This window comes from Robertmurraya sp. FSL W8-0741, from assembly GCF_038004005.1.
GTDB classification, from domain to species: Bacteria; Bacillota; Bacilli; order Bacillales; family Cytobacillaceae; genus Robertmurraya; species Robertmurraya siralis.
This window is the reverse complement of sequence record NZ_JBBOQG010000001.1, coordinates 4,420,374-4,433,409: the sequence shown is the minus strand read 5'-3', so window position 1 is coordinate 4,433,409 and position 13,036 is coordinate 4,420,374. Positions and strand designations below refer to the sequence as shown.

15 protein-coding genes are annotated in these 13,036 nt (G+C 38.5%); 13 read left to right on the top strand and 2 right to left on the bottom strand.

Annotated features, from left to right (window positions below):
- The first annotated feature begins 121 nt into the window (after positions 1 to 121).
- The 6 genes from NST02_RS21630 (at position 122) to NST02_RS21605 (ending at position 5,699) form a co-directional block, all read left to right on the top strand.
- Complete coding sequence (locus tag NST02_RS21630) at positions 122 to 346, top strand: hypothetical protein (RefSeq protein WP_340949776.1); 225 nt, start codon at positions 122 to 124, stop codon at positions 344 to 346.
- A complete protein-coding gene (locus NST02_RS21625) occupies positions 343 to 1,473 on the top strand; it encodes a GerAB/ArcD/ProY family transporter (protein WP_137742974.1) in 1,131 nt (376 codons plus the stop codon). The genes NST02_RS21630 and NST02_RS21625 overlap by 4 nt, the downstream gene beginning before the upstream one ends.
- A complete protein-coding gene (locus NST02_RS21620) occupies positions 1,460 to 3,046 on the top strand; it encodes a spore germination protein (RefSeq protein ID WP_340949775.1) in 1,587 nt (528 codons plus the stop codon). Before NST02_RS21625 ends, NST02_RS21620 begins: the two co-directional genes overlap by 14 nt.
- Positions 3,043 to 4,269 (top strand): Ger(x)C family spore germination protein, encoded by a 1,227-nt coding sequence (locus tag NST02_RS21615; protein WP_137742972.1) that lies wholly within the window; start codon positions 3,043 to 3,045, stop codon positions 4,267 to 4,269. The genes NST02_RS21620 and NST02_RS21615 overlap by 4 nt, the downstream gene beginning before the upstream one ends.
- 75 nt (positions 4,270 to 4,344) lie before the next feature.
- Positions 4,345 to 5,487 (top strand): DEAD/DEAH box helicase, encoded by a 1,143-nt coding sequence (locus NST02_RS21610; RefSeq protein ID WP_095308759.1) that lies wholly within the window; start codon positions 4,345 to 4,347, stop codon positions 5,485 to 5,487.
- An 83-nt stretch (positions 5,488 to 5,570) separates the two neighbouring features.
- Positions 5,571 to 5,699 carry a hypothetical protein gene (locus NST02_RS21605; RefSeq protein ID WP_268951555.1) on the top strand — a complete coding sequence of 43 codons (129 nt, stop codon included), beginning with the start codon at positions 5,571 to 5,573 and terminating at the stop codon, positions 5,697 to 5,699.
- A 169-nt stretch (positions 5,700 to 5,868) separates the two neighbouring features.
- On the opposite strand, the gene NST02_RS21600 is transcribed toward NST02_RS21605, so the two are convergent.
- Positions 5,869 to 7,401 (bottom strand): FAD-dependent oxidoreductase, encoded by a 1,533-nt coding sequence (locus NST02_RS21600; RefSeq protein WP_137742971.1) that lies wholly within the window; start codon positions 7,399 to 7,401, stop codon positions 5,869 to 5,871.
- 124 nt (positions 7,402 to 7,525) lie between these two features.
- Positions 7,526 to 7,666 (bottom strand): hypothetical protein, encoded by a 141-nt coding sequence (locus NST02_RS21595; protein WP_170211200.1) that lies wholly within the window; start codon positions 7,664 to 7,666, stop codon positions 7,526 to 7,528.
- A 122-nt stretch (positions 7,667 to 7,788) separates the two neighbouring features.
- Here NST02_RS21595 and rraA point away from each other — a divergent pair, with 122 nt between their 5' ends.
- The 7 genes from rraA (at position 7,789) to NST02_RS21560 (ending at position 13,010) form a co-directional block, all read left to right on the top strand.
- Positions 7,789 to 8,265 (top strand): ribonuclease E activity regulator RraA, encoded by a 477-nt coding sequence (gene rraA / locus NST02_RS21590; protein ID WP_095308755.1) that lies wholly within the window; start codon positions 7,789 to 7,791, stop codon positions 8,263 to 8,265.
- Positions 8,266 to 8,336: 71 nt separating this feature from the next.
- Entirely contained in the window at positions 8,337 to 8,951 is a 615-nt protein-coding gene (gene safA, locus NST02_RS21585; protein ID WP_095308753.1) for a SafA/ExsA family spore coat assembly protein, read from the top strand.
- Between the two features lie 298 nt (positions 8,952 to 9,249).
- Positions 9,250 to 9,594: a lmo0954 family membrane protein gene (locus NST02_RS21580; RefSeq protein ID WP_095308751.1), complete on the top strand. Its 345-nt coding sequence runs from the start codon at positions 9,250 to 9,252 to the stop codon at positions 9,592 to 9,594.
- A 78-nt stretch (positions 9,595 to 9,672) separates the two neighbouring features.
- Positions 9,673 to 10,320, top strand: coding sequence for a PspA/IM30 family protein (locus NST02_RS21575; protein WP_137742970.1), 648 nt, complete (start codon positions 9,673 to 9,675; stop codon positions 10,318 to 10,320).
- Positions 10,321 to 10,628: 308 nt separating this feature from the next.
- Positions 10,629 to 11,354, top strand: coding sequence for a cell wall-active antibiotics response protein LiaF (liaF, locus tag NST02_RS21570; protein ID WP_137742969.1), 726 nt, complete (start codon positions 10,629 to 10,631; stop codon positions 11,352 to 11,354).
- Entirely contained in the window at positions 11,351 to 12,385 is a 1,035-nt protein-coding gene (locus NST02_RS21565; RefSeq protein ID WP_095308745.1) for a sensor histidine kinase, read from the top strand. Before liaF ends, NST02_RS21565 begins: the two co-directional genes overlap by 4 nt.
- The gene (locus NST02_RS21560) at positions 12,378 to 13,010 is read left to right on the top strand and encodes a response regulator transcription factor (RefSeq protein ID WP_095308743.1); all 633 of its coding nucleotides are present in this window, start codon (positions 12,378 to 12,380) and stop codon (positions 13,008 to 13,010) included. Before NST02_RS21565 ends, NST02_RS21560 begins: the two co-directional genes overlap by 8 nt.
- The last annotated feature ends 26 nt before the right edge of the window (positions 13,011 to 13,036 follow it).

Genomic DNA, 13,036 nt, shown 5'->3' with positions numbered 1-13,036 from the left:
CGGCAGGAATTGTATGACTGTAAATTTTTTCACATAAACGGTGCGATTTTCGAGAAAAATATGGAATGATAAGCAATTAATAGAATGAACAACCATGCTGAATAATAGGATGATTAAATTGGTGACTTTAGTATATTTTGTGATGTATATCGGAATGCTTATTCTTATTTCACTTATTGATATGTTTATTTGGAAACAGTCTTTTTTTCAAGTGATCATAAGATTGTTTACATTGGATGAGGGGACGAATGAGTGGTTCGTAAGTGGCACTGCATTTATGGGCTTGATTTGTAGTATCGTGATTGATTATCGCTTAAGAAAAAATAAAGGGCAGAAGCAGCTATGAAGCAGCAAAAACTTATGGAAAAACTATCCTTATGGCAGTTGGCAGTATTGTTATTTACCTTTGAAATCGGGAGTGTTGCCGTAGTTGGAGTAGGAAATGATTTGAGGCAGGATGCGTGGATCGCCGTAGCGATTTCAACGTTGCTAGGAGCGGGTATTGTTTCGTTCTACATTATGCTATTAAAGCGTGCTCCTGGAAAGAATTTGTTCGAATTGATGACTATTTCTTTTGGAAAATGGCTTGGCAAAGGAATTGGACTTTTATATGTGTTTTATTTTTTTTACATTGCAGAGCGGGTATTAAGGGACTTTTGTGAGCTGATTACTACTGTTATCTTTGAAAATACTCCGATAGAGATTATCTCGATTACAATGATGGGTGTTATTGCTTACATGATTTATTTAGGTCTTGAAGTTTTTGGAAGGACAGGTGAGATTTTTATTCCATACGTATTTACATTTACGATATTAATTGGATTTGCCACTTTTTTCTCAGGTGAAATGGATTTTAAAAATTTACTGCCTGTAATGGCGGAGGGGTCTGGTCCGATTATTCAACACATCTTTCCAAGGCTGTTAACTTTTCCATTTGGAGAATTAATTACCTTTATGGTGATTATTCCTTATGTTACACAATTTAATAAGGCCGGGAAGGTAAGTGTAATTACGGTTTTAGTAAGTGGGATGATCATTATTTATGGTACAGTTATCGAGATCGTAACATTAGGAACAGAGCAGTTGGAAAGAACGGTCTTTCCTTTATTATCTGCGGCACGATACATATCCTTATTAGAATTTATTGAAAGAGTGGATTTAGTTGTCGTTTTTATTGTGATGTTTGGAATTATTACAAAAGTGAGTGTGTTTTTTTTTGCAGGATTAAAGGGATTGGAACATATTACAAATATTTCCTATCGCTATATGGTGTTGCCAATGGCCACGATTATTTCCTACGGTACCATTTTAATTAGCGATAACTTTGCCGAGCATATCGAAGAAGGAATTCGATTTATTCCGCACTATATGCATGTGCCATTTCAATTCATTTTACCAGCGCTATTCGCTCCACTGCTTTTCTGGAGAACGAAAAAACAAAAAAGGGGATCGGACACAAATGGGTCTAAGTGATTTCCTATTTAAACGAAGAAAAAACAAAAAAGGAGATAGCACTCCAGAAGAGGAGATTTTTCAAAACGAAAATATCTCAAAAGAGTATTTTAAAAGCTTAGATAAAAACAAAAGATCTCTTCACGAATTATTTAAGCAAACATTTGATTTTTCGTGTGATGACATCAGATTAGGGGAATCAGAAGCTTGTGTTTGTTATTTAGGGACGATGTTAAACATTCATTCTCTTACGGACAAAGTTTTAAATGTACCACGGGAAACATCCGTATCGAAAAATCCAAAAAATATTGAGGAAATTCGCGATCGCTATTTTCCAACAATGGCATTTGAATATGCAGATACCTTTCATAAAGTGGTTTGGCATATTTTGAACGGATTTGCAGTGATTATGGTCGATGGTCAAGGAAAGGCTCTTTCATTGGAGATTGGCAATATCGAAAAACGGGCCATTACGGAGCCAAGTACGCAAACCATTATTCGTGGTCCGAAAGAAGCATTTACAGAGGATATTAATACAAATATTAGTTTGATTCGAAAACGAATCAAAAATCCGTATTTAATCTTTGAGGATTTTTATATTGGAGGGGATACTAAGACAACCGTTGCTATTGGTTATGTATCAACGATTACAAATGAGGATATTTTGAATGAGGTCCGGGAGCGAATTGAAAAAATTGAAATTGGGGCCGTACTAGATTCAGGTAATATTGAAGAGATGATTGTTGATAAATCTTTTACCCCCTTCCCATTAGTTTTCAATACAGAAAGGCCTGACAGTATTTGCAGTCATTTGCTTGAGGGTAAAGTAGCGTTAATTGTTGATGGGAGTCCATTTGTTTTAGCAGTCCCAAGCGTATTTACTGATTTTTTTCAGTCGTCTGAGGATTATTATCAACCTTTTCTAATGCCAAGCTTTATCCGTATTATCCGCTATATGTCATTTATGATTGCTTTAGTACTGCCATCCCTGTACGTGGCATTGTCGACCTTTCACCAGGAACTAATGCCAACTCAGCTTTTGATTAGTATTCAAGCACAAAGAGAAGGGGTTCCCTTTCCAGCTGTGATCGAAATATTTATGATGGAGCTTACGTTTGAGATTATGAGGGAGGCAGGGGTAAGGATGCCAAGAGCTGTTGGACAAACGGTTTCGATTGTTGGAGCTTTAGTGATTGGACAGGCAGCAGTAGAAGCAGGATTGGTTTCAAGTGTATTAGTGATCATTGTTGCTTTCACAGCGATCGCTAGCTTTGTATCGCCGATTTATAGTTTTTCCATTGCCACAAGGTTACTTCGTTTTGTGCTTATCCTTTTTGCAGCAGTGTTTGGTCTTTATGGTGTGTTATTATTTCTCATTATCATGGTCATACATCTTGTCAGTTTGCGCTCCTTTGGTGTTCCCTATTTAGCGTCTGTGGCACCGTTTAAACTAACAGATCAAGACGATGTTTTTTTAAGATTGCCTGCTTGGGCCAATAAAAGAAGACCATCCTATCTTTTTCCAAAGTCACCAGTTAAGGAGAAGAAAAAACAAAAGCCAAGCCCTCCGCATGTACAAGGAGGAAAGAAATGAAAAAGCGAATTTTTATTCTAATATGTATTTCTTCTTTTTTATTAACAGGTTGTTGGGATAGCACAGAACTGAATGATGTCTCAATTGTGACAGGTATAGCAATTGATCCAGGTAAGGAAAAGAGATACCGGCTCACAGTTGGGTATGTAAATGCCTCGATATTGTCCCCACAAATCCCATTTGAGGGAGCTCCAGTTTCTGTTATGACACTGGAAGGTAATTCGCTTCCGGAAATATCGGCGCGAATGAATATCGGCGTAAGTAGGAAGCTTGTTTTTTCCCATACAAGAGCTCTCTATATTAATGAGGAGGTCGCTAAAAATGATGGTGTGGGGAGTTTCTTAGACTCTCTAGAGAGAAATCCGCAGTTTCGAAATGACTTTAATATTTTGATTACGAAAGGGGATTCAGCCGAAAAGTTTCCAACGATCAATGACCCAGTTGAAAGGGTACCATCACTAAAGGTTCAAAAGCAGATTAAATCGATTTTAAAGAATTGGGGTGGAGACCCCCGCGTGCGTTTAACGGATTTTATTGATGCGATTGTTTCGCAGGGGCGTTCACCTATAGCCAGTTCAGTGACTATCGAAGGGAATCCTGAGAAGGGAAAAAATGTAGAGAGTAATATGGAGACAAAAGCACCGGCAAGAATTTTGCTGGCTGGAATTGCTGTATTTGAAAAGGATAAATTGGCCGGCTATCTTTCATTAGAGGATACGAGAAACTATTTATGGACACAAAAGCTAGAATCAACAATGGTCACCATTCCGTGTGGGAAGCATGGTGAAGAACTGAAAGAAAAATTATATTTTGATCTGGCTATTATGAATAATAAGTCTACCATTAAAACTTTTTATAAAGGTGATCAGCCTCACTTAAAGGTCGATATTTATTCTGAGGCAAGATTAACCAGTATGCAATGCAATGAAGACCTTTCAAAAAAAGAAACGTATCTTGATTTGGAGCAGAAGAGCAGTAAGTATGTGAAGGATATGATTGTAGCTACGATAAAAAAAGTGCAGGACGAATTTGGCCTTGATATTTTTGGGTTTGGAGAGGCTTTACACCGTCAGAATTATCAAAAGGCTAAAGAGGTCGAGGAAAAGTGGGACGAGGAATTTGCAAGAGCTGATGTCGACGTGAATGTCCATGTAGCCATCCGCAGAAGTGGAATCCGAAATAAAAGCTTCTTATCAGAGGTTCCTGCGAATAAAGAGGACTAAAGGAATGCAGCTAGCTTTTTCGGATAATTTTCTGTATCTTTAGTATGGAAGTAGTTATTGTAAAAGGAGAAAATAATGGGTGAGTTAATACAGGAAAGACTGAAAGCTTTTATTCAGGACGTTTGGAAAACAGAACAATTTGCACGACCAACTCAAGTTCAAGAGAGTGCGATTCCGCTCATATTAGAGGGGAAAGATGTCATAGCAGAATCTCCAACAGGAACAGGAAAAACCCTTGCCTACTTATTGCCGGTTTTAAATCAAATTGACCCAGAAAAAAAGGCAATTCAAGCAGTTGTTCTAGCATCTTCGCAAGAGCTTGTAATGCAAATCCTGCAGGAGATTCAAAAATGGAGCCACGGAAGCAATATTCGTACCGCTTCTTTTATTGGCGGAGCAAATGTCAAAAGACAATTGGAAAAATTAAAGAAGCATCCTCATATTATTGCCGGAACGCCTGGGCGCTTATATGAATTGATCAAACAAAAGAAAATAAAAATGCATGAGGTAAAAACAATTGTTTTAGATGAAGGCGATCAACTTTTAACATATGAGCATTTGCCAACCGTCCAAAATATTATCCGTTCCGCATTGGCTGAGCGTCAGGTTCTGCTGTTTTCCGCCACTTTATCAGCATATGTGGAAAAAGAAGCGAAGGAATTAATGAGGGATCCTGCAGTTGTTCGCATTGAAAAAGATGAGACCATTGCCGCTGGTATGGTGGAACATATATATTTTAGTGCTGAGAAGCGCGAAAAGCTCAAATTGTTAGAAAAAGTCACGCGTTTACCGGATGTCAAAGCGCTTGTATTCATAAAGGATATTGGAAATTTAACGGTGGCAAGTGAGAAACTCGCTTTTGCCGGCATTGAAACGGTCAGTCTCCACAGTGATTTAAACAAAGATAAGAGAAAAAATGCATTAAAAGATTTTCGAAACGGGAAAGTAAATATGCTGCTCGCTACTGATGTGGCAGCAAGGGGTTTAGACATTAAGGGAGTAACGCATGTAGTTCATTTGGATTTCCCTAAGGATTTAGAACAATATGTTCATCGTTCTGGACGTACAGGACGATTTGGCGCAGATGGTACAGTCATCTCTCTTGTAACCGCTCGTGAAGAAAGAGAGCTTAAGAAATACGGACGGGAGCTTGGAATAGAAGTTGTGCGAAAAGTATTTTTTAAAGGAGAAATAGTCAGTCCGGAAGATAGAAGGTAAATTTTACTTGCTGACGATCGCATGATGTTAGGTATGACTACCAATACTACTTAGTGAAAAACATGATGAAGGAGTTGAGACAGGTGGGTCGCACCAAAATGGGCAATGGCAATGCTGAGCGCAATAAAAATAAACGACAGCAAAAGGTGAGCTCAGAGCTAGTGGAATTTACTCCGAAAGATGAGCGGAGCCAGAAGAGAATCGTCGATTAAGTGAGTAGCAATAATGAAAGCGAATAGAAATTAGACCCTCTAAAGGTAATTTTAGCTATGGGAATAAAAAATGCCCTCATGAAGCATTTGTCATGAGGGCATTTTTAACAGAAAAGCACTAAACAATCCTCCAAAATCAGACTTCCCGAAAAGACATCCAAATATAGGCTCAGTCCCAATCAATTTTCATCAAAGGCTTTGCAGCGGGACCGTCCAGCACCTCACCATCGATGGAAAATCTTGAGCCGTGGCATGGACAATCCCAAGTTCGTTCGCCGTGATTCCATTCAACCTCACAACCAAGGTGGGTACAAGTGGTATCAACGATATGCAGTTTTCCCTCGCGATCTTTGTAGGCACCGCAGCGTTTGCCGTCAACCATCACAGGAGAGCCTTCATCATTCGTCAATTCATCCGGCCCTTTTGGGATAAACTCGAGTTTACCTTTAACAAAATGCTTTGCTACATCGGCATTCACACTTATGAATTTTTTTACATCAGGATCCGCATGAAATCTCTGTGGTGTAAAAAGCTCCTCATACGGGTTGGCTTTATTTAGAATAAGGTCCTTCAGAAGAAGAGCGGCTGCTGTTCCGTTCGTCATGCCCCATTTTCGATACCCTGTTGCAATAAGCACTCTTGGTTGATTTTCTGTGATTGGTCCGACAAAAGGCATTTTATCTAGCGTATACATATCCTGAGCAGACCAACGATATTTATATTCTTTAATTCCAAGAGCCTGCTCTGCAAATTCTTCTAAGTTTAAATAATGCTGCAGCGTATCTATTCCTTGCCCAGTTTTATGGCCCTCCCCGCTCACTAATACGAGCTTTTCTCCATTTAAAGGGGTAGAACGGAGGGAGCGGGTTGGAGAATCGGCACTGATATACATCCCACCAGGAAACGATTTTTTTGTTTTTAATCCTAGAATATATGCTCTTTCTACATACATTCGCGCAAAATAGAGTCCTTTTTTATCACAAAAAGGAAAATGGGAGGCAGCAACAATGTGTTGGCAATTTATCTTTTTGCCGTTGCGAAGCATAATTTGCGGCTTTGCTCCGTCGTCAATATCGAGCGCAGTTGTATTTTCAAAAATGGTTCCTCCAGCCTCAATAAACAGTCTTACAAGCTTATGTAAGTATTTAAGAGGATGAAACTGCCCTTGTTGATGCATTGCTAAGGCGGATTTTATCTCAATTTCAAAGGGAATTTTATTTAGAATGGAACTTTTAATCCCCAGCTTTTCATACGCTTCGTGTTCTTTATTAATTTTATCTTGGCCCTGAGTGGTTGTTGCATAAATAATCGCGTCCTCATCACTATAATCACAATCGATTTCATAAGTTTGAACCATTTTTTGAATGAAATGAAGAGCATCGCTATTGGCCTCGTAGTACATTTTTGCCTTTTCTTGACCAAAGTGTTTGATAAATTCATCATAAATGATGTTATGCTGTGCAGTAATTTTGGCTGTTGTGTGCCCTGTTGTGCCAGTCAATATTCTGCCAGCCTCGATGATCGCAACGCGAAGCCCTTCTTTTGCTAACAAATAGCCTGTTGTAATACCTGTGATTCCACCGCCAACAATGCCGACATCGAAGCTCTGATCCTCTGTTAGCTTGTTAAAGAGTGGAAGCTCAAATTCTCTCCAATACGATTCAGGAAAAGTCGGCATTTGTTTTTTATTTATCTCAGTCATGGTAACCCTCCAAAAAATCATGATGTTCATAATTTTTCCAATTCGATGAAGTTTATGCATGCTGCGGACAACGCAAAAAGAGGACAGCATTACATGAATGCTGCCCTCTTTCAAAATACCGCCACTATTCGTTCATATTAGGGTAACGATCTATTTTTGTACAATCTTCTGTATTAAGCGATATCAACAAAAAGTGAAAAAATACTCCACCGACAATAAAGAAAACAATAAGAAAACCAATTAGGGTTGATGTCCATTCAAGCATCAAATTCCTCCTCATTGAAAATAGCTCTTTTCCTACATATATGCGAAGAATTTGGGAAAAGAAGAGGAATTCACTTTATGTATCAAGAATAAAGTAGGAAATTGAGATAAGGAGGAATGACCATGAAAACAACAGATTTATGTGACCAATTTTTCAGTGAAATTCGAGCTATTGGAGCTGAGTTTCAATCCTTTGGCAGGAAAAAAAGCTTTTCCGGACCAATTAAAACGGTGAAGGTTTTTGAAGATAATGTGCTCGTGAAAGAAGCGCTTGAAACGATCCCGACAGGTTCTGTCCTTGTTGTTGATGGAGGAGGCTCTAAGCGTCGAGCGCTGTTGGGAGATCAGCTTGCTGAAATTGCACAAAATAGAGGTTTGGCAGGGATCATTATTAATGGGTGTGTCCGGGATTCAGAAGAACTCTCTCAAATTAATGTGGGCATCTTGGCATTAGGAACTCATCCATTAAAGAGCAAAAAGGAGGGGAAAGGGGAGAAGAATATTACTTTAAGCTTCCTCTCTCTCGATTGGAATCCAGACGATTATCTTTATGCAGATCAAGATGGGATCGTCATTTCAACGAGAGATTTGACAAAGTAATTCTTGCCAATAACATCCATGTTTTATTTTTCACTCTTTGTTGAATTCTATCAACGAGGAGGAGTGAATGAATGCTAAAAAAAATGGTAATTGCTATTTCACTATTCATAACGTTACTAACTGTTCCTACGATTTCCCACGCTCAGAGAATACATACGGTAAGTCCAGGAGACTCGATGTGGAAAATTTCAGTTTGGTATCAGGTTGGGTTGTCGGAAATCATTTCGGCAAATCCGCAAATTAAAAACCCAGCGTTAATCTACCCAGGCGAAAAAATAACAGTTCCAGATGTCGATGCCACGAAAAGCATTGAAAATCAAGTGATTCAATTGACAAATCAAGAGCGGGCAAAATATGGGCTGAAACCGTTAAAAGCAAATTGGGAATTGTCTCGGATTGCCCGTTACAAGTCAGCCGATATGCGGGACCGAAATTATTTTTCTCATACAAGTCCAACCTACGGTTCACCGTTTGAAATGATAAAAAAATTTGGTCTGTCTTATCGTAGTGCTGGTGAGAACATTGCAGCAGGGCAAACGAGTCCGCAGCAAGTGGTACAAGCGTGGATGAACAGTGAAGGCCATCGGGCGAATATTTTGAACTCCGGTTACACTGAAATTGGTGTAGGCTATGTTAAAGGTGGCTCGCAGCGGTATTACTGGACACAAATGTTTATCTCCAGATAAGAGTCCTCGGTTTAGCGTGGTGTAATATGATGAGATTCTATGCGATTCCGGAAAAACCATCAATAATTCCGGAAAAATGATGTGGAATTCCGGAAAAAATCAGTGTAATTCCGGAAAAAGTAACCATAATTCCAAAAAACCCTGTCAACAACCTGTGTTGACAGGGTTTCTATTTTTTAATTGGACTTAAATTCAATTCAACTAAGCCTCAAGACTGATTTAAAAATAAAGCTCAGGCTCGTTATGAAAGCTCTGAAAACGAGATAAGATGGAAACAAGAAAGGAGGCAACAAACAAAATGAAAAATTTCGGGTTGCTTTTAGCAGGAGGTATTGCGGCGATAGTATTGCTTTCTAATTTGGGTCCACTAATCGGATTGGCTGTGAGTTTAGCGGTTCTATACTTCATCTTTAAACAATTTTTAAAGACAGAGTCTTTCGGATGGAAAGTTGCATTAGGAATACTGGGTGTTTTCGTGTTATTGACAGCAGCATCTAATATTCCGGCGATTATCGCTATTGTTGCCGCGTATGTTCTATATGTTATCTATAGAAAATGGAACGATAAAAAGCCAAGTTATAAAGAAGAGAACGACCCTTTTCAGAACTTTGAAAAGCAATGGTCTGACTTAAATAAGAACTGAGTTATTTTACAAGTGTAGCATGTGAATTCAATTGATGAGTAACGTTAAAGTCCATTTATATGAAAAGGAGAATGTAGGATGACAAATTTATTTACACGCATTAAAAATACAGTAATGGCTGATTTGAATGAAGTACTTGAACAGAAGGAAAAAAAGAATCCAATTGCCATGATAAATCAATATTTGCGTCAGTGTGAACAGGAAACTGAGAAAGTGCGCAAGTTAATTGCTAGACAATATCAATTAAGAGAAGAGTTTGCGAATGAGTATGAGAAGTCCGCTGAGCTGGCACAGAAGCGAAAGCAACAGGCAGAAATTGCAGAAAAAGCGGGCGAGACAGAATTGCAGCAGTTTGCTGCTAAAGAAGCAATCCACCATGAAGAACGTGCTTCTCGTTTGCATCAAGCATTAAATGATGCCGCGGCTGAATTGCAAAAATTAGAAGAAAAGTATGAAGTGATGAAGCATAAGTTAAAGGATATGCATATTCGTCGCATGGAGTTAATGGGCCGTGAAAATGTATCTAGAGCAAATCATAAAATGGATCAGGTGATTAACGAAAATTCTTTGGCTGACAAATCAGCTTCACGGTTTGGAGAAATAGAATCTTATTTAGAACGATTGGAGAAAGACATTAACCACTCTTATCAAGAAAATACGATAGATGCTCGCATTGCAGAGCTCGAAAAAAAGATGAAAAGGGATGAAAAATCAGCAAATTTTTAAGCGAATGCTCTCTCTTATGGCAAAATCCCTTGAAATGATAAATAAGGGAGTGCATACTAAAAAAGTAACGTTCTGCTGATTTGTCACAGAAGGGGCGTAGTATTCTACGCCTTTTTAGAAATAATAAATTTTTTGATTCTGAAGCGCTGCAAAACTTCTAGTTTGAGGCTGTACAATCCATCTTGAGAACTGCGGATCCAGTTATTTTGTCCAGTGATGAAAACTAAGATTCATCCTCGTAGGAACGGTTGATCTTAGTTGTTCCGAAAGCGCCCTGCGCATTTGTTCCTAGAAAGGAGAAGAACATCATGCATTTTAAAATGAAAGACGATTACATTAATAAAGCAGTTCCACTAGGGATAATTCTACTACTTCTTGAGGTATCGTTTTTTAATAGTGGTGTGATTTTTTCTCTTCTAGTTGCTATGGGTATGATTTATGTCGGCAGGAAAAGACTGCCGAGCACGACTGGAAAATTATTCTTTTGGTTTGGCATCTTTTTCTTTGCCATGAGCATTTTAAGCATGATGACCTTTAAATTTTTATTATTAGCAATTGTTATTCATTTTATTATCCAATATTATCAATCAAGGAAAGAGCCTAAAACAATTCAGCCGATTATAAATAAAGAAACGCCTGAAGAGATAGTAATAGAGAAAAAACCGTTATTCGAAAATTCATTGTTTGGCGATCGGAAAACCCCTGACCATGTTTTTGAATGGAATGATATTAATATTCAGTCGGGTATTGGCGATACAAATGTCGATTTAAGCTATACCGTTTTGCCAAAAGGAGAAACGGTTATCTTTATTCGTAACTTTATTGGAAATGTGCAAGTCCTTATTCCATATGATATTGAAGTGAGTGTTCAGCATTCTTCGATTGCAGGAAAAGCAACGGTGTTTCAATATGAGGGCCCGAAGAGGTTTAACCAGTCTGTTCAATATGAGACTGCCGGTTATCAAAAAGCTGAGCAAAAGGTAAAAATATTCACCTCTTTTCTAATAGGAGATTTAGAGGTGAAAAGAGTATGAATATTATACAAAGACAAATTGGCTGGGGGGTTTTAGTAGCCCTGGCTGTGTTTTTTGTCATTACTTTGTCTTTTATTTTTTCTTTTCCCTTTGTCGGTTTTCAGGAGCTTTGGAAACAAAATTTAATGGATATTCCCATTTTACTATTTATCCCGAGCTTAAGTCTTTTAATCGGTATTGTCTTTGGAATTGGATCAGGATTATACTGGAAAAAACAGTTTCAAACTCTCGATGCTGTTCTTCATGAAGTGGAAGAGGGAAGAAACGTAAATATAGATGAAGTAGGTATGTTTGAAGATAAAAAAATAATTTTGCAGCGGATTAAGAAAATTCAAAAGCAAATTTCAGAGCAAGTAATTTTGTCGCAAAAACTGGCTAATGAGAAAGCGGTAGACCAGGAAAATCGCATTCAAGAAATTATATCGCAGGAGCGCAATAGATTAGCAAGAGAATTACATGATTCGGTGAGCCAACAGCTTTTTGCAGCTTCAATGCTAATGTCGGCAATTAATGAAACGAATGAACATGAATCGAAGCAGTTAAAATTGGTTGAAGGGATGATCCATCAATCACAACTTGAAATGAGAGCTCTGCTTCTTCATTTGCGACCAGTGGCACTAAAAGGAAAAACGCTTCAGGAAGGAATTGAGGAGCTCCTCGTTGAGCTTTCACAAAAGGTAACGATGGCAATTGATTGGAAAGTAGAAGACTTTCCTCTTGATAAGGGGGTAGAGGATCACCTTTTCCGGATTTTGCAAGAATCGGTGTCCAATACATTAAGGCATTCAAAAGCAACAGAGGTAGAGGTTCTTCTTATTAAGAGAGATGGATTTGTCATTTTAAGAGTGGTTGATGATGGAGTTGGATTCGATGTGGAAGAATCAAAAGCAGGCTCATATGGGATGCAAAACATGTATGAACGGGCAGTAGAAATTGGTGGAACTCTTAAAATCATAAGTGTTAAAAATAAAGGAACGCGATTAGAGGTTAAAGTACCGATATTGATGGAAAAGGATGAGGTCAATGATTAAAGTATTGTTTGTAGATGACCATGAAATGGTGCGGATCGGTGTATCTTCATACCTTTCAGCACAGCCGGACATAGAAGTTGTTGCTGAAGCGGATAATGGAAAGACCGCTATCGATCTGGCTCTTGAGTTACGTCCAGACATTATTCTCATGGACTTGGTGATGAAAGAAATGGATGGCATCGAGGCAACAAGAAATATCATTGATAAATGGCCTGAAGCAAAAATTATCATTGTAACGAGTTTTCTTGATGATGAAAAAGTCTACCCTGCATTGGAGGCAGGCGCAACTTCCTATATGTTAAAAACCTCGAAAGCGAGTGAGATCGCTAATGCAGTGCGGGCAACCTTCCACGGTCAATCCGTTCTCGAACCAGAAGTGACCGGAAAAATGATGTCGAAGATGCGTCAGAAGCAACAAACAGAGCTCCACGAAGAGTTAACAACAAGAGAATTAGAAATATTGCTGCTGATGGCAGAGGGAAAATCAAATCAGGAAATAGCGGATGAGTTATTCATCGCTTTGAAAACAGTGAAGACACATGTAAGTAATATTTTAAGCAAGCTTCAAGTTCAGGACAGAACCCAAGCTGTTATTTATGCTTTCAAGCATTCTTTGGTAAAGTAAAATATACCACTAATGGAAATTTTCTA